The sequence below is a fragment of the Streptomyces lancefieldiae genome, from assembly GCF_031845825.1.
In the GTDB taxonomy this organism is placed as follows: domain Bacteria; phylum Actinomycetota; class Actinomycetes; order Streptomycetales; family Streptomycetaceae; genus Streptomyces; species Streptomyces lancefieldiae.
In genome coordinates this window covers 21,540-43,442 of record NZ_JAVRFH010000060.1, presented here as the reverse complement: position 1 = coordinate 43,442, position 21,903 = coordinate 21,540, and the positions used below count along the sequence as shown (strand labels likewise).

The window sequence follows — 21,903 nt, the reverse complement described above, 5'->3', positions numbered from 1 at the left end:
TGCGCTCCGTCGACCGGCCCGTCTACGACACCCTCATGTCCGACCAGCTCGACACCGCCGTCGAACGCAACGGCAAGGGCGACCTCGCCACACTCCTCGCCGGCGGCGACACCTGGACCGTCGTCGGATGACGCCGACGGGGGAACACGGACTTCAGACTAGGAGCTCCTCGTGACGTACGTGATCGCGCAGCCCTGCGTAGACGTCAAGGACAAGGCCTGCCTCGACGAGTGTCCGGTGGACTGCATCTACGAAGGCCCCCGCATGCTCTACATCCATCCCGACGAATGCGTGGACTGCGGTGCCTGTGAGCCCGTCTGCCCCACGGAATCCATCTTCTACGAGGAGGATCTGCCGGAGGAGTGGAGCGTTTTCGGACCCGCCAACGCGGACGTGTTCGAGGGGCTGGGCGCGCCGGGCGGTGCGGCCGCTCACGGACCTCTGGCCCAGGACCACCCGGTGGTCGACAGCGTGACGGCGGTCGGGAGCAAGGCCTGACAGCGGCTGGACCGTGCCCCAGGCGTCACCCAGGCAACGCATCGCCATGCGGATGCCCAGTCCCCGGGAGGAGTTGGGGAACATCATGAGGTTCCATGTCCTCGGGCCGCTCGAAGTCACCGACCAGGGTGAAGCGGTACCGATACAAGGCATCAAGCAACGCGCGGTACTGGGCTTTCTCCTGCTCAGTGCCAACCGCGCGGTAGCCACCAGCGCGTTGATGGACGCCCTGTGGCCGGGGGGTGAGGCTCCCAACACGGCGCGCAAGATTCTGCACAACGCCATCTGGGGGCTGCGCAGTGCGCTCGGCTCCGGACAGCCGGAAGGCGACGGGCCGGCACTGATCACCCGGCCTCCGGGTTACGTGCTCCAGCTCGACCAGGACGCCGTGGACCTGCATCGGTTCCAGCGGCTTGCGGAGGAGGGGCGCTCGTACCTCGCCGAGGGGTCGGCGCAACGGGCCGCGGCGGTCCTGCGCAAGGCCGTCGGTCTCTGGCGTGGGGCCGTGCTCGCCGACCTCGTCGAGGCAGGGTTCGCCTGGCCCGAACTGGCCGGCCTGGAGAGCACCAGGGTCGACGTGCTGGAGGACTACTTCGACGCGGAGCTGTCCCTGGGCCGCCACCACGCGGTCCTGCGCGACATAGAGGCGGCGGCCGAGGCGGGGTTGCTGCGGGAGCGGCTGTGCGGGCAACGGATGCTCGCGCTCTACCGGTGCGGCCGGCACACCGACGCGCTCGGCGCGTACAACCGGATGCGCCGGCAGCTCGTCGAGCAGCTCGGCCTCGAACCGGGCCGCAAACTGCAATGGCTGCAGCAAGCGATCCTGCGGCACGACGATTCGCTGCTCGTACCGGAAGCCGTCCGGGAGACGATCGTCGCGGGTGAACGGTCCGCCAGGCAGCCGCGGACGGCCGAGGAACGGTCCCGCACGTCTGCCGGGGCCGCGGAAGCAGGGGCGTCCCGGGTGCTGGAGCACCCGGAGACGGTCAGGGCGCCGTACCTGCCGACGCAGCGGGCGAACGTCGCCCCCGCGTCGGCGGTCGCGTCGGTGTCGGTCCCATCCGTGCGCGCGGGGGTCGTGCGGCAGGACTGCAGCGTGGTGATGGTGCAGGCAGCGGTCGACGAACGCAGGGCCGACCCCGAGGTCACGCGGGCGGAGCGGAGCCTCGCCGAGACGCTGCGGCGCACGGCCGGCTACTTCGACGGGACCGTGGCGGCCCCGGCGGGACCCGCGCTGCTCGCCGTGTTCACCGGCCCCGACGCGGCCAAACGAGCCGTCTCCACCGCTCTGGCCATGCTGGAGCCACGCGTCCGAGGCATGTCCGCACGCGCCGTCGTCGTCACCGGCGAAGCGCGGTTGTTCCAGTTGGACAGGGGACCGGAGGTGGCCCCCATGGTCGCCGGCCCCGTCCTCGACACGTGCCGAGCCGTGATGGCGCACACCGCACCAGGCACGGTCCGGGCCTGTGAGCGGACCCGGGAGCAGACCAGTGGGAGCGCGGGAGTGAGCTACGCAGCGGCGGGCCGGCCGGCCGCGGGGTGGCGCGCGCGCTCCGTCCGGTGGCGCTCCCTGGCCCATCCGTCCATTCCCATCGTGGACCGGGACTACGAACTCGAGGTGCTGTACACCCTGCTGGGCCGGGCCCGGCACCGCTCCGTGGCGCAGCTCGTCACCGTCCTCGGGGACGCCGGGGTCGGCAAGACCCGTATGGTTCTGGAGTTCGAGCGGCGCGCCGTGGCCCGGTGGGACGATGTGGAACTCGTCGTGAGCGGTCCCGACGGTGCCGACCGGCCCCTTGGACTGCTACGGAACCTGCTGCTGGCCCTTTGCCACGCACCGGTCGGCACGGACCCGGCGACCAGTGCTGATCTGGTGCGTCAGGTCACGCACGGATGCATCGCGGACCGGACCGAGGCCGCCCGCGTCGGCGACCGCGTCACCGAGTTGATCACGGCGGGGGAGCAGGGGCCGCCTCCGCACCGCCAGGAGGCCCTGCTCGCGGCGGGCTGCCGGCTGCTCAACGCGGCAGCCCTCGACCACCCGCTGGTGGTGTTCGTCGACGACGGACATGAACTGGACGACGCCGAACTGGACTTCCTGGAGCAGTTCGTGGCCGGCGCCCCCTCGCCGTTGATGCTGATCATGGCGGCCCGGCCCGAGCTGCTGCCGCGGAGGCCCTCGTGGGGCAGTGGTCGGACGCAGGGGGCCACACTGACGCTGCCACGGCCGACCGATGCCACCGTGGACCGGCTCTCGGACATCCTCCTGGCGAGGATGAAGCAGGGCCGGCTCGAGCTGCCCACACCGGTGATGAGCGAGATGCTCGACAGCGATGCCCCGCATGCGCGGCGCCGTGCCCTGGTGCGCACACTGATGTGTCTGGACACGACGTTGACCGGCAGGCTCGTCACCAGAGGCACTCTTCCGGATCTCTCCACCGCCTCATCGGCGACCGGGGCGTAGGGAGCGGTTGCCACCGCTCCGCCGCCGATGAAGCGGTGGCAACCGGTCAACTCGCCGTCACGTCCACGAGCAGCCCGGCCGAGAGCACCGAGGCAAGACAGGAGAGCTGCTCCTCGAGGTAGAAGTGTCCGCCGGGGAAGACCTCCAGAGCGAAGTCGCCCCGGGTGTGTTCTCCCCACTCCATCGCTTCCTGCATGGTGACGACCGGGTCGTCATTTCCGACCAGGGCGGTCACCGGTACCTCGAGTGGGGTGCCGCCGCGCCACGCGTAGGAGCCGAGCGCGCGATAGTCGGCCCGCAGCACGGGCATCACGAGCTCCAGGAGCTCGGGGTCCTGCAACACCGCCTGGCTGGTCCCGCCGAGCCGACGCACGGCGGCCAGCACCTCGGCATCGGTGGAGAGCTGGTCGTGGACGCTGGGGCGCGGCCCCGGCGCACCGCGCCCGGACAGGAACAGACGCCTGGGAAGCGGCAGACCACGTGCCGCGAGCAGACGAGCCGTCTCGTAGGCGACGACCGCGCCCATGCTGTGCCCGAAGAACGCGTACGGCTCGTCGGTCGTCGGCGCCCACTCCTCGGCGATGGCCTCGGCGAGCGCGACGAGACTCGTCGCAGGCTCCTCCAGGCGCCGGTCCTGGCGCCCGGGATACTGGACCGACAGGACGTCGAGTTCCGCGGGAAGCGTCCGTGCGAGGCGCAGGAAGGCGGTCGCCGAAGCCCCGGCGTGCGGGAAGCACAGGAGCCTGAGCTCTCCCTCCCGGGCCGTTCCGAACCTGCGGAACCATCTGCTGTCCACCATGTCGTCTCCTTCGTCTCCTCGTCTCCTTGACCCTGCTCCCGCACTCAGCCGGTGGACTCGGCCGTGCCGTCGACGCGTGCGAGGATCTCGTCGGCGACGAGCCCCGGCACTTCCTGGGGTTGCCAGTGCGAGACACCGCGGAGCGTGACCAGTCGGTACGGTGCGGACACGTACTCGGCGGTCTTCTCCGCCGCCAAGGTGGAGACCGACTCGTCGGCGACGCTCCAGATGAACGTCGTCGGCACCGTCACCTCGCCCATGTCGCTGCGCCCGTCCAGGAGCGTGCCGTGGCGGTACCAGTTGAGGGAAGCGTGGAAAGTACCGGGCTGGAGGTGGAAGCCGACGTAGCGGGCCTGCTGCTCGGGGGTCAGTGCGTTGTCGGCGCCGGCGAGCAGTTCGCGCAGCCTGGCCGCGTCGTCGTCCAGCCAGTACTGCGTGGAGCCCTCGGCGGTGAGGAGATCGACGTACTTCGAGGAGCGCTGCTGCTCCGGGTCCACGAGGTAGGCGTGCTGGTAGGCGTCGAGGTGCGGGAACGCGACGGCGGTCAGGGTGCGCACCCGGTCGGGGTGGTGGGCGGCCAGGTACCAGGCCACGATCGCGCCCCAGTCGTGCCCGACGATGTGCGCGTCGTCCAGGCCGAGCTCGTCGAGGAGGCCGAGGACGTCCTGGGCCAGCAGAGGCAGGGCGTACTGGTCGACGGGCTCGGGCCGGGCGCCGGGTGAGTACCCGCGCTGGTTGGGGGCGATGGTGCGCAGACCCGCCGAGTTCAGGGCCGGCACGACGTCGGTCCAGGACTCGAAGTGGTGCGGCCAGCCATGCAGCAGCACCACGGGTTCGCCGTGATCCGGCCCCGACATCTCCACGTCGAAGGTGAGACCACCGGTGGTGACCGGGACGACCTCACGGCCGCGGGCGATGCTGCGCTCGGTCGGCGTTCCGTCGTCGGTGAGCGAGCCGGGGCGGGCGCCCGAGGAGTGCTCCACGAGGGCGGTGATCTCGGGTGCGGAGAGCGCCGCCGCCGGGTCGAGCAGGCTGACCACCCGCACGTACGCGACAGCGACCTCGTCGTGCTCGGCAGCGGCCTCCAGCAGGCGGCTGACGTGGCGCTGCTCCGGCGAGTCCGGGTCGGCGAGGCCGAGGCGGGCGGTGTCGTTGCCGATCGCCATGCCCCAGGGTGTGTCGAGGGCCTCGCGCGCCAGATCCGCGAAGTACTCGGTGGCGCGAGGCTCCCCGGGGCGGCGCAGATGCCCGGCGAGCACCGTCGCCTCGATCGCCGCGACCGTCATCCCCTGCGCGTAGGTGGGGTTGAAACTGCACACCGCGTCCCCGATGACGAGCAGACCCTCGGGGAAGCCGGTGAGGCGCTCGTAGCGGCGGCGCAGGTTCGCCGGGAAACGGTAGGGCACCAGCTCGTCGACCGGCGTCCCCCGGGAGACGGCGTCATACACGTCGGGGGTCGCCAGCGACTTGAGGAAGGCCAGGAAACCCTCCTCGTCGGTGGGCGGGTGGTCGCCGTCCATGCCGTATGCGGTGACCACGGTGCGGTTGCCGTCGACCCGGGCGCACACCGCTCCTCGGGGAGAGGCGGGCGAGGCCACGACGTGCACGGAAAGGTCATCCCCCATGGCCTCCCGGGGGATGTCGTAGTGCCGGGTCGTGTAGCCGAGGCCGACCTTGAAGGTCTCTTCCTCCACCTGCGGGTATCCCCACTCGGTGAGCCAGACCGGTGTGCGCGAGCCACGTCCGGACGCGTCGATCACGAGGTCGGCCTCGACGCGGCGGGTCGTACCGTCGGCGTCCGCGAGCACGGCCCCCGTCACCCGCCGCTCCCCGTCCGCGGTGAGCAGTTCCCGAACGGAGGTCCGCTCCAGGATGTGTACGGACGGCAGCGCTCGTACGCGGGCGCGGACGCCGCGTTCGATCAGCGGCCGGCTCGCGGAGATCAGCTCCAGGCCGGAGCGAGGCTGCCGTATCACGCGGCCCCCGAGGATCCACCGCACGTTGCCGGTGACGTCACCGTGCGCCGCGCCCGCCGTGACGAACTCCCGCGTGATGCCGGGAAAGAGTTCCTCGATGATCCGCTGCCCACGAGAGAGCAGCGCGTGCACGTGCCGGCCTTGGGGGACACGGCGCCGCGGCTCGTTGTCGTCGGTGAGCACGTCGCGCTCCACCACGACCACCTCGTCGTACGTGTCGGAGAGCACTCGCGCGGCGAACAGTCCCGCCATTCCCGCGCCGAGCACGATCGCGCGACCCCGGCCTGAAATTCCCACGACTTTCTCCTCCGTCTGGTTCGCAAGGCGATCTCGTTGCGCGAAGCGACCGTTGAATTGCTATGCGTGATCGACGGGGCTTCACGCTACCTGCGGCCGGTGCATTTGTGTCAACCATCGGATAACCGGGCGCCCTCGACGCATTTGGAGCCGGTGATTACCGGATCGAGAACCGGAAGTGACCTGGGGTCCTGCGGGCGCCTTTACAGTGAATGTGCCATTGCGTCAGGCGCAATTGAGCGATGCTCGCGACCTGTTGACCGGGTGTACGGAGAATTCGTAGGCGAGCAGGAATTTTCGGGGGACTCGGGGTTCTTGCCGGAAAGATCGCACGGAGCAGAGGAGAAGCATGACCACGACCGTCCCAGCCACCGGAGCGTCCGTCGGTGCGGAAGAGCTGATATCCCGTGCCGGCGCACTCGTGCCCCTGCTGCGGTCCAACATCGACCGCACCGAGCAGCTCGGCAACCCCACCCCGGAGAACCTCGCCGCCCTGCGCGAGGCCGGGCTCTTCCGTCTGACCACGCCGACTGCCCATGGCGGTCTGCACCCGAGCATGCGCAGCCAGGTCGAGATCATCGCCGAGGTGGGCCGCGGCTGTGCCTCGACCGGATGGATCGTCGCCAACCACGCCGCGTCCACCGAGTTCACTCTCATTCTCGAGGAAGAGGCCACGGAGGAGATATTCGGTGACAACCCGGACGCGATCCTGCTGTCCGCGGGGACCGGGCCGGGTGCCCGTGCCGAGAAGGTGCCGGGCGGCCTGAAGGTGAACGCGCGCTTCCCGTACGCGTCCGGTTGCGAGATTTCCGACTGGGCGTTGTGCATCGCGATCCCTCTCTACGACGGGGACCGACAGATCGGCGCCGCCAATGCGCTGGTGGCGCTCGAGGACATCGAGATCACCCGCACCTGGAACGTCGCGGGCATGCGCGGGACCGGAACCCACGCCATGACCGTCTCCGACGTGTTCGTGCCCGATCGGCGCACCCTCGTCGTCGAGAAGGACGACACGGACCGTCTGGAGGAACTGCTCGGGCCGAGCGAACTCGTCAAGGGCAATCTGCACTCCCTGTCCGCCCTGGTCGGCGCGGCGCGCGGTGCCCTCGACGTGGCAGCGGAAGCGCTCGCCAAGAACAAGCCGATCGTCTACTCCACGTACCGCCGCGCCGCTGACTCGCCGGCGATCCAGCGGGCGTTCACCGAGGCGACCCACCTGGTCGACACCGCCTATCTGCACATGCTGCACGTGGCCGACGAGTTCGACCGGCTGGTGCCCGGCGAGGAGCTGCCCCGGGTGGCCCGCGCCCGGGCCCGGATGCACTCGGCGTCCGCGCTCGGCAGCGCCCGCGAGGGCATGCAGCAGATCCTGCACGTCGCGGGGACCGGTGGCTTCGCCGACACCAACCCGATCCAGGCGTACTGGCGCGACCTGGAGGTCGGCAGCCGCCACAACCACCTGGCCCTTCCGCTGATCGTCGAGGACTACGGCCGGGCCCTGCTCGACATCGGGCCGACGGTCACCGCGTTCCACTGATCACGCGAGCCGACCCATGACCGCACACGGACCACGACGGAGGTTTGACCCGACCATGGCCGAACCAGACCTTGCCGAATCGCACCTGCTCGGCTGGCTGTCCACCGTCGGCCTCGACGCCCACTACGTGCGCGCCGAGGGCGACTACCTCTACCGGCTCGACGAACGGGGACGAGAGATCCCCGTCGTCGACTTCGCCGGGGGCTACGGCTCGCTGATGTTCGGCCACAACCATCCGGAGATCGTGGCCCTGGCCCAGCAGATGCTGACTGCCCAAGCCCCCGTGCACGCACAGTTCTCGCGTCACCCCTATGCGACCGAACTCGCCGCCCGGCTCACGGCCGTGGTGCAGCGCGAGACCGGTGAGGACGGGACGTACAACGCCGTCTTCGCCAACAGCGGCGCCGAAGCGGTCGAGATCGCCGTCAAGCACGCGGAACTGGACCGCGCCCTGAAGGTCGCCGAACTGCAGACCGAGATCGCCGAGCACCTCGAGTCGGTTCGGGCAGCCGTGACCGAAGGCACCGCGGCCGTCCCGGACGAGGTGGCCCGCGTCGCGGGACTCGGCACCGGCGAGGCCGGCCCGGTCGCCATCGACCGTCTCATCGCGCACATCGACGAGGTGAACGCGGCACGGGCGGGTGCCGAACCCCTTCTCTTCGCCCTGGAGGGCGGATTCCACGGCAAGCTGATGGGCAGTGTGCAGCTCACGCACAACGCCGCCTACCGCACACCCTTCGCAGCCCTCGGGACCTCGGCCCGCTTCGTCACCCGGGAAGAGATTCCGGCCCTGCCCAAGATCTTCGAAGAGGAGCGCGTCGACCTTCTGGACCTTGCCGTCTCCGGCAACGAGGTCGCGGTCGTGCACCGTCGCCTGCCGCTGCTGTGCGCCTTCGTGCTCGAACCGATCCAGGGTGAGGGCGGGATCCGACTGCTCGACTCGGAGAGTGCCGCCACGATCCAGTCGGCATGCGCCGAGGCGGACGTCCCGATCGTCGTGGACGAGGTGCAGAGCGGTATGGGCCGTACGGGCACCTTCCTGGCCAGTACGGGCATCGGTCTGCGCGGAGACTACTACGCCCTGGCCAAGAGCCTCGGTGGTGGCATCGCCAAGGCGGCCGTCATGCTGGCCCGTTCCTCGCGCTACCGTCCCCAGTTCGAACTGGTGCACAGCTCCACGTTCGCCAAGGACTACTTCTCCACCACCATCGGGCTCAAGGTCCTCGACCTCCTGGAGGCCGACGACGGTGCGGCGTACCGCAAGGCCGCCGAACGCGGGGCGCACCTCCTCGACATGCTCCGGTCCGTGCAGCGGGACTTCCCCGACGTCGTGCGCGATGTGCGCGGCCGGGGGCTGATGGCGGGGCTGGAGTTTCACGACCAGTCCGGTTCGGAGGTCGAGGGGCTGCGGCAGCACGCGGAGGGAGCCACTCTCGGTTACGCCCTGGCGGGCAAGCTGCTCCGCAGCCACCGTGTCCGCACCTTCCCGACCGCCAGCTCGCCGAACACCCTGCGTTTCGAGCCCTCGATCCACATCGGCGACAAGGAAGTCGCCCAGCTCGAGGCGGGCCTGCGTGAAGTCTGTGCCCTCCTGCGGGCGCAGGACGGTCCGGGCCTCCTGGAGATCACTCCCGCGGCGTGAGAGGAAGAACTGCCATGGCGACACCCCTGCTGGAACGCCCTTCTGAAGGCCCCCAGGCCGGATCCGTGGCCGAACTGGACGAGATCCGCGAGCGGGCGACGGCCGGGCCGAGCGAGAAGGCGACGGCGGCGCAGCACGCGAAGGGCAAGCTGACGGCCCGTGAGCGGATCGGGCTCCTCCTCGACCCGGATTCGTTCAGGGAGGTCGAGCAGTTGCGCCGGCACCGGGCGTCCGGGTTCGGGCTGGAGAACAAGAAGCCGTACACGGACGGTGTGGTCACCGGCTGGGGGACGGTGGAGGGCCGTACGGTCTTCGTCTACGCGCACGACTTCCGGATCTTCGGCGGTGCGCTGGGTGAGGCGCACGCCACGAAGATCCACAAGATCATGGACATGGCCATCGCGGCGGGTGCGCCGCTGGTCTCCCTGAACGACGGCGCGGGCGCCCGTATCCAGGAGGGTGTGAGCGCCCTGGCCGGGTACGGCGGCATCTTCCAGCGCAACACCAGAGCCTCGGGTGTGATCCCGCAGATCAGCGTCATGCTCGGTCCGTGCGCGGGCGGTGCGGCGTACTCGCCCGCCCTGACGGACTTCGTGTTCATGGTCCGCGAGACCTCGCAGATGTTCATCACCGGCCCCGACGTGGTCAAGGCCGTCACCGGTGAGGAGATCACCCAGAACGGCCTCGGCGGTGCCGACGTGCACGCCGAGACGTCCGGTGTGGCGCACTTCGCGTACGACGACGAGGAGACCTGCATCGCCGAGGTGCGCTACCTCCTGTCGATGCTCCCGCAGAACAACCGCGAGAACCCGCCGGTGGTGCCCTCGGACGACCCGCCCGACCGCCGCGGGGACGTACTCCTGGACCTGGTTCCGGCGGACGGCAACCGGCCGTACGACATGCACAAGGTCATCGAGGAGATCGTCGACGACGGCGAGTACCTGGAGGTCCACGAGCGCTGGGCCCGCAACATCGTCTGCGCGCTCGCCCGTCTGGACGGCCGGGTGGTCGGCATCGTCGCCAACCAGCCGCAGTCGCTCGCCGGGGTCCTCGACATCGAGGCCTCCGAGAAGGCCGCGCGCTTCGTCCAGATGTGCGACGCCTTCAACATCCCGATCGTCACGCTGCTCGACGTGCCGGGCTTCCTGCCGGGTGTCGACCAGGAGCATGGCGGCATCATCCGGCACGGCGCGAAACTCCTGTACGCGTACTGCAACGCGACCGTGCCCCGCGTCTCGCTGATCCTGCGCAAGGCGTACGGCGGTGCCTACATCGTCATGGACTCGCAGTCCATCGGCGCCGACCTGACCTACGCGTGGCCGACCAACGAGATCGCGGTGATGGGTGCCGAGGGCGCCGCGAACGTGATCTTCCGCCGGCAGATCGCCGAGGCGGAGGACCCCGAGGCCATGCGGCAGAAGATGGTCAAGGAGTACAAGGCCGAACTGATGCATCCGTACTACGCGGCCGAACGTGGCCTCGTCGACGACGTGATCGATCCCGCGCAGACGCGCGAGGTGCTGATCTCCGCGCTGAAGATGCTCGCCAACAAGCACGCGGACCTGCCGGCCCGCAAGCACGGCAACCCGCCGCAGTAGGCAGGAGACCGCCATGAACATGTCCAGCGTAAGGATCGTGAAGGGTCACGCCGAGTCCGACGAGCTGGCGGCCCTCACCGCGTTCCTGGTGGCTCGCGCCGCCGCTCATGGGCGCCCCGTACCTCGGCATGACCCGTCCAAGGCCGGCTGGCGCCGCCTGGAACGCACCCCGGGCTTCCAGGCCCCCCACAGCTGGCGGAGCTAGGGCCTGTCCACCGAGCCGAGCCCGGCCGTGGCCTCGGGGCATGGCCGGGCTCTCGCGCGGTGCCGTGCCCGCCCTGCGCCCGCCGGCCCACGCATCGTCACCATCCGATCCCACATCCCTGTTGGAGTACCCCATGACCGGACTGTCCCGCCGCGGGCTGATCACCGGAGCCGCAGCGGCGGGCAGCGCCCTGACGCTGCCCATGACCTCGACGGGGGCGGCCGCGGCCGAATCCGGCCCCGCCGGTCCTGCGGCGGCCCTGCCCGAATCCGTCCAGGTCTTCCGCAACGATCCCCGGTACCCGGGTCTCGTCTCAGGAGCGAACCAGCGCTGGGTCGGCAGACCCGACTACATACGCATCGTCAGCAGCACCGCGCAGGTGGTGGCCGCGGTCCAGGAGGCCGTCGACAAGAGGCTGCGCGTCGCCGTGCGCAGCGGCGGGCACTGCAACGAGCCGTTCGTGTCCGACCAGGACGTCCGTGTGGTCATCGACATGTCCCAGATGGCCGACATCTCCTACGACAAGCGGCACCGCGCCATCGCGGTCGAGCCCGGCGCCATGCTGGGCTCCGTCTACCGGACGCTGTACAAACGCTGGGGAGTCGTCCTGCCCGGCGGGACCTGTCCGACGGTCGGCGCGGGAGGGCACATCACCGGCGGCGGCTACGGCGCGCTGTCCCGCTCACGCGGCCTGACCGTGGACCACCTCTACGGAGTCGAGGTCGTCACGGTGTCCGCGGACGGCAAGGCGCGCGCGGTGATCGCGACCCGCGAGCCCGACGACCCCAACCGTGACCTGTGGTGGGCGCACACGGGTGCCGGCGGTGGCAACTTCGGTGTCATCACCCGCTACTGGCTGCGTTCCCCGGACGCCACCGGCAGCGAACCGGCGCAGCTTCTGCCCCAGGCCCCCACCGAGGTGCTGCTCTCCGACGTCAGCTGGTCGTGGCAGGACCTGGACGAGAAGTCGTTCAGTCGCCTCGTGCGCAACTTCGACGCCTGGCACGCCCGCAACGCGGGTCCGGACTCGCCGGGCCGTTTCCTGTACAGCCAGCTGAAGCTTCAGCACCGCTCCGCCGGCACGTTCCACATGTGCACCCAGGTCGACACGGCCGCTCCCGACGCGGAGGCCCTGCTCGACGAGTTCCTCGCCGCGGTCTCGGCGGGCACCGGTGTCACCTACCAGGTCGGGGACAGGGCCCGGACTCCGTGGATGTACGCGGTCACCCAGTGGTTCGGTTTCGTCGAGGCGGCGGTCTCCCGCTGGAAGGCCAAGGCGGCCTACGTGCGCAAGCCCATGCCGGACGACCAGATCGCCGCCATGCACCGGCACCTGACCCGCACCGACTACGACAACCCGACGGCCCTGGTCAACCTGATCAGCTACGGCGGGCGCATCAACGCGGTCGCGCCCGACGCCACGGCGGTCGCCCAGCGCGACTCCCACATCAAGATCCTCTACGTGAGCCTGTGGACCGGTGTCGGCGACGGTGACACGGCACGGCACGAGAAGTGGGTGCGGGACTGTTTCGCGGACGTGTACGCGGCGACCGGTGGAGTGCCGCGCCCGGACGGCGTGAACGACGGCTGCTACATCAACTACGCCGACGCGGACATGGCCGATCCCGAGCTGAACCGCTCGGGAATCCCCTGGCACCGCCTGTACTTCAAGGACAACTACCCGAGGCTGCAGCGGGTCAAGGCGGCGTGGGACCCCCGCGACGTGTTCCACCACGCGCTCTCCGTTCGAAAGCCCTGACGGTCCTTTTGAGCCAATTGAAATTGGTTGCCGCAGAGGGGAAGGGCGGTGACGCCGCGCGAGTTTCCCTGGGTGCCGCGGATGAGCGGACCTTGGAACGGCAGTGATCACGTTCACCGATGACTGTCATGTACATGTTTTTCCGTGAGAAAGGACATCCATGTCTTCGAACCCTGTTCCGGGGCAGGAGCCTCGCGCCGGACTACGGCAGTGGTTCGGCCTCTTCGTGCTGCTGTTCCCCGTCATGCTGATGACGGTGGACCTGGGAGTGCTCTGGCTGGCGACTCCCGCCATGACCGCCGACCTGCAGCCGTCCAGTTCCCAACTCCTGTGGATCACCGATCTCTACGGATTCATGACGTGTGGATTCCTCCTGGTCATGGGGACCCTGGGTGACCGACTCGGGCGGCGTCGGCTGCTGATCCTCGGTTCGCTCGGCGTGGTCGCGGCCTCGCTGCTCGCCGCGTACTCCACCAGCCCGGAGATGCTGATCGTCGCCCGCGCCCTCCTCGGCGTCGCCGGTGCCGCGGTGCTGCCGTCGACCCTCTCCCTGATCACCCACATGTTCGCGGACGCGCGCCAGCGGGCCACGGCGATCGCCATGTGGGTCACCGCGCTGTCCGTGGGCATCGCGGTCGGCCCGATCATCGGCGGTGTGTTCCTCGAGCACTGGTGGTGGGGGTCGGTGTTCCTGCTCGCCGTGCCGATCATGGTGGTCGCCATCCCGGTGGTCCTCGCGATCGTGCCGGAGTACCGGGACCCCGCTCCGGGGCGCTTCGACCTGGCCAGCGTGATCCTCTTCCTGCTCGGCATCCTGCCGGTGGTGTACGGGATCAAGAAGTTCGCAGAGTTCGGCTGGAGCCCCACTTACCTGGTGGCGATGGTCGTCGGGGTGTTCTTCTCGGCACTCTTCGTACGCCGTCAGCGTCGTCTGGAGTCGCCGCTCCTGGACATGCGGCTCTTCGGTGACCGCGTGTTCACCGGAGCGCTGCTCGTGCTGCTCCTCGGCATGATGGCTCTCAACGGCGTCGAGTACCTGGTTCCCCAGTTCCTCCTGGTGACCGGCGACCTCAGCCCGCTGGAGGCCGGCCTCTGGCTGTTGCCGAGCGCCATCGGCCTGATCGTGGGCTCGCAGCTCACCCCGGCGCTCTCGCGCCGCATCCGGCCGGCGCTCGTGATCGCGGGTGGCACTGTGATCACCCTGGCGGGCTTCTGGCTGACGGCGACGGCGAGTCCCGACGAGTCGGGTGTCGTACCCGCCGCTGTCGGGCTGACGATCGTCATGTTCGGTGTCGCCCCGATCAGCGTGCTCGGCACCAACCTCGCCGTGGGGGCCGCTCCGCCGGAGAAGGCCGGCGCGGCGGCGGGGGCGGGACAGACCGCCTACGACCTCGGCCTGGCCCTCGGCATCGCGGTGACCGGTTCCGTCGCCGTCGCCGTCTACCGCGGTGATGTGGCCGATGCCGTACCCGCCGGAGTGCCCGCAGAGGCGGCCGAGGCCTCGCGCGACACCATCGGTGGCGCCACCGCGGCCGCCGAGGATCTGCCCGGTGGGCTCGGCGAGGAGCTGCTCACCGTCGCGCGGGACGCCTTCGCCGCGGGCTTCCACACCACCGCGTGGGTTAGTGCCGGGTTCGCCGTGGTGACCACGGTCATCGCCCTCGTGCTCCTGCACAGGATCCCGGCCATCGGCAAGGAGACCCCCGCACCGGAGGAGCCGGCCGGTCCGCCTGAACACGCCGACCGCGTCGAGCAGGAGTCCCGGACCGTCGCCTGACCCGAAGAACGCGAGGGGCGGTCGCCGCAGGGTTTCCGCGGCGGCGACCGCCCACCGTTGTGCTCAGGAGCGTGACGCGGCGGTTTCCGCCCCGTCGGGTCCGGCGGATCCGTCAGCCACGAGGAACCCGGCCAGGGCAGCGTCGACGGACTCGGCGACGTACTGGCGAACCTTCTCCTGCGGTTCGTCGGAGACGGTGTCGTGGACGAGGTGGACGGTGACGTCCTTGATGCCGCAGAACTCCGAGATGCCGACCCGCAGATGGCGGTCGATCATCGCGTCCAGGCCCTGCTCCGCGTAGGAGCGCCGCGAGCCACCGGCCAGCCCGAGCCACAGGATGCGTTTGGCGGCGAGCGCGGTGGGCTCCGGACCGTACGCGAAACCGTGGTTCCACACCCGGTCGATCCAGCCCTTCAGGATGGCCGGTACGTCGAACCACCACACGGGGAAGACGACGACGACGGCATCGGCCGAGGCCAACCGGTCCATGTGGGCGTGCACCTCGTCGGTGTACCGCTTGCCCGGATCGTGCCAGTCCGGCTCGTCCGCCGGGTCCATCCGTGGATCGAAGCCCTCGGCGTGCAGATCCAGTACGTCGACCGCGTAGCCGCTGTGTGCCAGCCGCCGCCGTGCGCGCTCGCCGGACAGGCCTGTCAGAGAGTCACCGCGGGGGTGGGCGAGAACGAGGAGCGCACGATGCGCTTCGGTGCCGGACGTTGACATAACACCCTTCTCGGATCGGTGAGTGAGTCGACGTGAAGCACCGTAGAGCCGTCCGCCGGCGGTCCCGGTGATCGGCCCGCATCGCCGTGCGACTTCGGCATTTCCGCACCGCTGTCCGACCGTGGGGGAGCCCGGCGGCAGGACGGCTGTGGGCACGGGCGTCCGGGCGCGGGAAGTGCCCCACCTCCATGAAGAACTCCGCGTACCTCGCGAACAGGTCCGGCGTCAGAGGGGGGCAGTGCACATCGCTGCCCACGAGGGCCGCATGCGTCTCGGAGGTGTCGATCGGCGGGTAGAAGGAGTCGGTGTCGGACGTCATCATCTCGAAGGCGTGGAGCAGCGGCTGCAGGGCGTTGTCCCGGTCGGACCGCACCCGGCCCCGCCACTCCTCCCAGCCCAACTCGCCGATCTCGTAGCCAAGGCTCCGGAGGTTTCGGACGCACTCGCCGAGGCTCAGAGAGCTCGGGTTGAACAGATGGAAGGTCCGACCCACGCAGGCCTCCTGCCGTGAGAGGGCGAGGATGGAGCCGCTCACGTAGTCGACCGGCAGCAGGTGGAAGCGCCCCTCGACCCCGGCCGGGGCTGCCCCCGACTGCAGGATGCCCTTGAGGCTCAGCCACACGAAGTCCCTGGTCTGGCAGGCACCGTTGACCGTGTCGCCGGAGATCACGTCGACCCGGTACACGGAGACCGGCAAGCCGCGCCCGCGGGCGAGTTCGATGATCTGCTCCGCCACCCACTTGCTCTGCAGGTAGCCACTGGGCAGGCGCTCCGCGGGCCCGGTCGGGTCGCCGACCTTCAGCGGGGCACCGTCGGGACGGGGCCCGTCGAAGACGCCCACGGTCGACACGTAGTGCACCGGCACGGTGCGGTGCCGGGCCGCGAGACGCAGGACCTCCTCCGTGCCGGCGACGTTCGCGGCGCGCAGCGTCGTGTACGGGTGCAGCCAGTGCACGTGCGCACCGTTGTGGTAAACGGCGTCGACCGTGCGCGACAGGGTGTCGAAGTCCGACGCGGACAAGCCCAGCCGGGGCCGCGAGAGGTCGCCCACGACGATCGACAGGCGGGACTCGTCGACCGCGTCCCACAACCGGTACCACTCCATGTTGGCCCGCAGCCGGGCCAGTGCGTCCTCCCCGTCCGAGCCACGCACCAGGCAGTGCACGGTCGCGTCCGTCGAACGCATCAGGTCCCGCAACAGGAACGCGCCGAGGAATCCGGTGGCGCCGGTCAGCAGGACCTCTCGGGGAGCCCGCGCGTCGGTGACGGTCTCGCTCGCCGGACGGATGTCGTCGGCCAGGCGCACCTCCGCGGCGAAGTCCACGGCGTCGGCGGTCGCGTCCCCCTCCGCCTCGCCGAGCAGCCGTGCCCGGACGTAGGCAGCCAGGGCACCGGGAGTGGGATGGTCGAAGACCAGCGTCGCGGGCAGCTTGCCGCCCGTCAGCTCGCCCAGGCGGTTGCGGAGTTCCACGGAGGTCAACGAGTCGAAGCCGAGCGTCGTCAGCGGCTGATCGACCCCCAGGGCCGACGTGTCGGGGTGGCCGAGGACGCGTGCGATCCGGTCGAGCACCGCGTCCAGGACGAGCCGTTCCTGCTCCGCCGGTTCCCGTCCCGCGAGCGCCTCGGCGAGGGAGGCCGTGGACTGCTCGTGGGCCGCCGCGACCCGGCGGCCCGGCAGGCGGTGGAGTGCCGAGAGGATCGCGGGAGAGGGGGTGCGCTGGTCGCGGAGGGCGGCCACGTCGACCGGGGTGGCGACGACCGCGGCCCGGCCCAGGGTCAGGGCGAGATCGAACAGCGCGGGACCCTGCTCCTCGGGCACCGGCCGGAAGCCGGTGCGCGCGATCCGCTTCAGGTCGGTTTCCGTGAGATTGCCGCTCATGCCGCCGCGCTGCTGCCACAGCCCCCAGGCGATGGCCGTCGCGGGCAGCCCCTGGGCGTGGCGGTACTGCGCCAGCGCGTCCAGGTAGTGGTTGGCCGCAGCATAGGGGGACTGGCCGGGGCCCCCGACCACGGCGGCCACCGAGGAGAAGAGCACGAAAGCGGTGAGGGGCAGGTCGGCCGTGAGCTCGTGCAGGTGCCAGGCCGCGTCCACCTTCGGACTCAGGACGGCGTGCAGCCGCTCGGGTGTCTGCGCCGTGATCAGGCCGTCGTCGAGGACGCCGGCCGCGTGCACGACTCCGGTCAGTGGATACGCGGCGGGTATCGCGGCCAGGAGGGCGGCGAGCGCGTCCCGGTCCGCCGTGTCGCACGCGGCGATCGTGACCTCGGCCCCGAGTTCCGTGAGTTCCTCCGCCAACTCCCGGGCCCCGGCGGCCTGCTCACCCCTGCGGCTGGTGAGCAGCAGGTGTCGCACCCCGTGCTCGACGACCAGGTGCCTGGCGAACAACGCTCCCAGGGAGCCGGTTCCGCCGGTGATCAGTACGGTGCCGTCGGGGTTCCACGGCGCGGTCCCGGTACGGGCGTCCCGGACGGCCCTGGCCAGCCGAGGGACGTACACCCGGCCCGCGCGGACGGCGGCCTGCGGCTCGCCCGCCAGGACGAGGGCGGCCACGACGTCCGGGTCGGCGGCCCCGCCGTCCGAGTCCACGAGGTGGATCCGCCCGGGGTGCTCCGACTGGGCCGAACGCAGCAGCCCCCAGGCCGCGGAACCCGCGAGGTCGGTGATGTGGTCCTGGGCGTGTGTCGAGACCGCGCCGGAGAACTCGACCACCAGGGGTGTGTCCTCCAGGCGTTCGTCGGACAGCCACTGCTGCACCGATCGCAGTACCTGCTCCGCCACCTGATGCGCCTGCGCAGGGGGTGCGGACTCCGCGACGGGCCGAGGGCGGAACACCACATGGGGCGGGGCGTGCCCAGCCGCCGCGGCGGCAGCGGCGTCGGCCGGACCCGCGAACGCGACACCCCCCGGGTCAGCGGTGCCGAGGAAGCCCGGCGCGGCGTTCACCGTGGCAGCGAGCGCGTGCGCAGGCAGGGCGAACGGCGTCCAGTCGACCTGGAACAAGGAGTCCGCGTGACGGCCGGCGACCATGGACAGCTCGGCCTCGGTGACGGGGCGCACGGCCACCGCGCCGATCTCGGCGACCGGCTGCCCGCTCGCGTCCGCCAGCCGCACTCGCGCACCCTCGGCGCGGTCGGGATCGATCCGGACCCGGAGCACCGAAGCGCCCGACGCATGGACCTTCACGTTCTGCCACCGCAGAGCCAGCTCCGGTGCGGCGTCGGCCGTGGCCGCGCCACGGACCGCCGGCCGGACGGCCGCGTCGAGGAGCGCCGGGTGCAGCACGAAGTCCGACGCCGGCTCTCCCTCGGGCAGACGCAGTTCGGCGAAGACCGTGCCCGCGCGGCGCCAGGCCGCGGTCAGCGAGCGGAACGCTCCGCCGTAGGCCAGTCCCGCGGACTCCCACAGTGCCTCCGCCTCGTCGCGGGGCATCTCCTCGGCGTCCGGCGGGGGCCAGGCCGTCAGTTCGAAGGGAGCGCCGGCCGCCGTGACGGAGAGGACCCCGTCGGCGTGCGCGGCCCACGGGGCGTCCCCCTCGTCGGGGCGGCTGTGCACGGTCACCACGCGACGGCCGTCGTCGTCCGGGCCTCCCACGCCCACCTGAAGCTGCAGCGAGCCGTTCTCCGGCACCACGAGGGGCAACCGCACGTCGAGTTCGTCCAGCGCCGTGGCACCGAACTCGTCACCCGCGCGCACGGCCAGCTCCACCAGGGCGGAAGGCGGGAGCACGGTCCGTCCGAGCACCCGGTGGCCGGCGAGCCACGGATGGGTGCGCAGTGACAGCCGGCTGGTGAACACCGCCTGGTCACCGCTCGCCACCCAAGAGGCCGGGCCGAGCAGCGGGTGCCCGGTGGCCCGCAGACCGAATCCGGTGCTCTGCCGCGCGGCGGCCGTCACGTCGTGCCAGTAGCGCTGGTGCTGGAAGGCGTACGCGGGCAGCTCGACACGCCGGGCGCCGGTCGGTTCGTAGAACGCCCGCCAGTCGACGTCGGTGTCGTGGGCGTGCAGCGTGGCCAGCGCGGCGGTGACAGCCGCGGGCTCGGGAAGATCGCGGCGGAGCAGGGACACCGAGCAGACCATGGACGCGGAGGCGAGCGCGCTGAGCACCGGGTCGGGACCGATCTCGAGCGCGTTGCCGACCTCCTCCGCGGCCAGGGTGTCCAGCGCGTCGGCGAAGCGAACGGTGCCGCGCAGCTGGCGTACCCAGTAGTCGGCGGTGACCAGGTCGTCACCGGAGGCCAGGCGGCCGGTGAGCGTGGAGACGACGGGGATCCGCGGCGGGTGGTACGTCACCGACTCGGCGACCGCGCGGAACTCGTCCAGCGCGTCGTCCATGTGCGGCGAGTGGAAGGCATGGCTGACCGCCAGCCGGAAGGTCTTGGCGCCACGCTCCCGCCACAGCCGCGCCACGGACTCGGCCGCGTCCTCGTCGCCCGAGACCACCACGGCGGTCGGACCGTTGACGGCCGCCACGGTCAGCCGTCCGGCGTACGGAGCGAGGCTCGCCACGACCTCGCTCTCCGGAGCCTGCACGGCGATCATGGCGCCGCCCGGCCGCGCCGCCTGCATGAGCCGGCCGCGTGCGGTGACCAGGGTGGCCGCGTCGGCGAGGGTGAGGACTCCGGCGACGTGGGCCGCGGCGAGTTCGCCGATGGAGTGTCCGGCGAGGTAGTCGGGTGTGACGCCCCAGGACTCGACGAGGCGGTGGAGGGCGACCTCGATGGCGAACAGGGCGGGCTGGGTGTAGGCGGTGGAGTCCAGCTCGAGGCCGGTGGCGGTGACCTCACAGATGGGCTGGTCCAGGTGCTTCGACAGGTGGGCGCACACCTCGTCGTACGCCCGCGCGAACACGGGGAAGGCCGTGTACAGCTCGCCGCCCATGCCCTTGCGCTGGGCACCCTGCCCCGTGAACAGGAACGCGGTGCGGCCGTTGCTCCGGGCTCCGTGGATCAGCCCCGGGTGCGCCTCGCCGTCCGCGAGGGCACGCAGTCCCGCGAGCAGTTCCCCGCGGTCGGCGCCGGTGACGGCGGCGCGGTGCTCCAGGGCGGCCCGGGTGGTGGCCAGGGAGCAGCCGATGTCCGCCGGGCAGAACTCGTGGTCGGTGAGGAACGTGTGCAACCGGTCCGCCTGCGCGCGCAGGGCTGCCGGCGTACGCCCCGAGAGCAGCCAGGGGGCCGGGGCCGCCACGGACGGTTCGGGCCGCTGTTCCTCCGGCTCCTGGGCGGGGGGCTGTTCCAGGATGAGGTGCGCGTTGGTCCCGCTCACCCCGAACGCGGAGACGGCCGCCCGGCGCGGTCGGTCCACCTTCGGCCAGGGGCGGGCTTCGGTGAGGAGTTCGACGGCTCCGGAGTCCCAGTCGACCATCGGGGTGGGTTCGTCGACGTGCAGGGTCCGGGGCAGTGTGCCGTGGCGCATCGCCTGGACCATCTTGATGACACCGCCGACTCCCGCCGCCGCCACGGTGTGCCCGATGTTGGACTTGAGCGAGCCGAGGTAGAGGGGGCGGTCGGCGGGGCGGTTGCGGCCGTAGGTGGCGAGGAGGGCCTGGGCTTCGATGGGGTCGCCGAGTCTGGTCCCGGTGCCGTGTGCTTCGACGGCGTCGATGTCGGCGGGGGCGAGTCCGGCGTCGGTGAGGGCCTGGCGGATGACGCGTTCCTGGGCGGGGCCGCTGGGTGCGGTGAGGCCGTTGGAGGCGCCGTCCTGGTTGACGGCGGAACCGCGGATCACGGCGAGGACCCGGTGTCCGTTGCGACGGGCGTCCGAGAGCTTCTCCACCAGGAGCAGGCCGACGCCCTCCGACCAGGACGTGCCGTCCGCGGCAGCCGCGAAGGACTTGATACGGCCGTCGGGCGCGAGTCCGCTCTGCCGGGAGAAGTCGACGAATCCGCCCGGAGTCGCGGTCACCGTGGCGCCGCCGGCGAGCGCGAGGTCGCACTCGCCGCGGCGCAGCGCCGAGGCCGCGAGATGCAGGGCCACCAGCGACGACGAACAGGCGGTGTCCACGGACACGGCCGGTCCTTCCAGCCCGAACGTGTAGGAGATCCGGCCCGAGGCGACGCTGCTCAGCTTGCTCGTCAGCAGATAGCCCTCGAACTCCTGCGGCCCCTCCAGGCCGAGATAGCTCTGCTCGATGACTCCCGCGAACACCCCGGTGCGGCTGCCGCGCAGTGTCCCCGGGTCGATCCCGGCGTGCTCGAAGGCCTCCCACGCGGTCTCGAGGAGAATCCGCTGCTGGGGATCCATCGCCGCGGCCTCGCGCGGGGATATCCCGAAGAACCCGGCGTCGAACTGTGCGGCGCCGTCGAGGAAACCCGCCTCGCGCGCGTAGGAGGTGCCGGGCTCGGCCGGGTCCGGATCGTACAGCCGTTCCAGGTCCCAGCCCCGGTCGGTGGGGAAGGGGGATATGGCGTCGGTGCCGTGCTCGACCAGGTTCCACAGATCGTCGGGTGAAGACACACCACCGGGGAAGCGGCAGGCCATGCCGACCACGGCGACCGGCTCGGTGTCGGCCGCCTCCAGTTCGGCGATGCGGCGGTTGGCCCGCTGCAGATCGACTGTGACCCGCTTGAGGTAGTCGACCAGTTTCTCTTCGTTGGACATCGCGTTCCTGACTCTCCTTGGACGAGGAAG

At 71.0% G+C, this 21,903-nt stretch carries 12 protein-coding genes and 1 pseudogene; 9 read left to right on the top strand and 4 right to left on the bottom strand.

The window, feature by feature from the left end:
* The 3 genes and pseudogenes from RM812_RS35210 to RM812_RS35200 form a co-directional block, all read left to right on the top strand.
* Positions 1-131, top strand: a pseudogene (locus RM812_RS35210) (2-oxoacid:ferredoxin oxidoreductase subunit beta); the annotation flags it as partial.
* A gap of 40 nt (positions 132-171) precedes the next feature.
* Positions 172-498, top strand: a complete 327-nt coding sequence (fdxA, locus tag RM812_RS35205) for a ferredoxin (RefSeq protein ID WP_311582595.1) — start codon at positions 172-174, stop codon at positions 496-498.
* A gap of 85 nt (positions 499-583) precedes the next feature.
* On the top strand, positions 584-2,962 hold the full coding sequence (locus RM812_RS35200; protein ID WP_311582592.1) for a BTAD domain-containing putative transcriptional regulator: 2,379 nt from the start codon (positions 584-586) through the stop codon (positions 2,960-2,962).
* A 46-nt stretch (positions 2,963-3,008) separates the two neighbouring features.
* Here the strand turns inward: RM812_RS35200 and RM812_RS35195 are convergent, their stop codons facing one another.
* Entirely contained in the window at positions 3,009-3,761 is a 753-nt protein-coding gene (locus RM812_RS35195; RefSeq protein WP_311582589.1) for a thioesterase II family protein, read from the bottom strand.
* 44 nt (positions 3,762-3,805) lie between these two features.
* On the bottom strand, positions 3,806-6,034 hold the full coding sequence (locus RM812_RS35190) for an alpha/beta fold hydrolase (protein WP_311582587.1): 2,229 nt from the start codon (positions 6,032-6,034) through the stop codon (positions 3,806-3,808).
* A 349-nt stretch (positions 6,035-6,383) separates the two neighbouring features.
* On the opposite strand from RM812_RS35190, the gene RM812_RS35185 reads away from it, so the two are divergent.
* The 6 genes from RM812_RS35185 (at position 6,384) to RM812_RS35160 (ending at position 14,552) form a co-directional block, all read left to right on the top strand.
* Entirely contained in the window at positions 6,384-7,571 is a 1,188-nt protein-coding gene (locus RM812_RS35185; RefSeq protein WP_311582584.1) for an acyl-CoA dehydrogenase family protein, read from the top strand.
* 55 nt (positions 7,572-7,626) lie between these two features.
* Positions 7,627-9,213, top strand: a complete 1,587-nt coding sequence (locus tag RM812_RS35180) for an aspartate aminotransferase family protein (RefSeq protein WP_311582581.1) — start codon at positions 7,627-7,629, stop codon at positions 9,211-9,213.
* 14 nt (positions 9,214-9,227) lie between these two features.
* The gene (locus tag RM812_RS35175) at positions 9,228-10,811 is read left to right on the top strand and encodes an acyl-CoA carboxylase subunit beta (RefSeq protein WP_311582578.1); all 1,584 of its coding nucleotides are present in this window, start codon (positions 9,228-9,230) and stop codon (positions 10,809-10,811) included.
* 13 nt (positions 10,812-10,824) lie between these two features.
* Positions 10,825-11,016, top strand: a complete 192-nt coding sequence (locus RM812_RS35170; RefSeq protein ID WP_311582575.1) for an acyl-CoA carboxylase subunit epsilon — start codon at positions 10,825-10,827, stop codon at positions 11,014-11,016.
* A gap of 133 nt (positions 11,017-11,149) precedes the next feature.
* The gene (locus RM812_RS35165; RefSeq protein ID WP_311582572.1) at positions 11,150-12,775 is read left to right on the top strand and encodes an FAD-binding oxidoreductase; all 1,626 of its coding nucleotides are present in this window, start codon (positions 11,150-11,152) and stop codon (positions 12,773-12,775) included.
* Between the two features lie 160 nt (positions 12,776-12,935).
* Positions 12,936-14,552 carry an MFS transporter gene (locus tag RM812_RS35160; protein ID WP_311582569.1) on the top strand — a complete coding sequence of 539 codons (1,617 nt, stop codon included), beginning with the start codon at positions 12,936-12,938 and terminating at the stop codon, positions 14,550-14,552.
* A gap of 63 nt (positions 14,553-14,615) precedes the next feature.
* On the opposite strand, the gene RM812_RS35155 is transcribed toward RM812_RS35160, so the two are convergent.
* Together RM812_RS35155 and RM812_RS35150 are read right to left on the bottom strand one after the other, a co-directional pair.
* Positions 14,616-15,275 (bottom strand): NAD(P)H oxidoreductase, encoded by a 660-nt coding sequence (locus tag RM812_RS35155; protein ID WP_311582566.1) that lies wholly within the window; start codon positions 15,273-15,275, stop codon positions 14,616-14,618.
* Entirely contained in the window at positions 15,214-21,855 is a 6,642-nt protein-coding gene (locus RM812_RS35150) for a thioester reductase domain-containing protein (protein WP_449657856.1), read from the bottom strand. The genes RM812_RS35155 and RM812_RS35150 overlap by 62 nt, the downstream gene beginning before the upstream one ends.
* Positions 21,856-21,903: the final 48 nt, after the last annotated feature.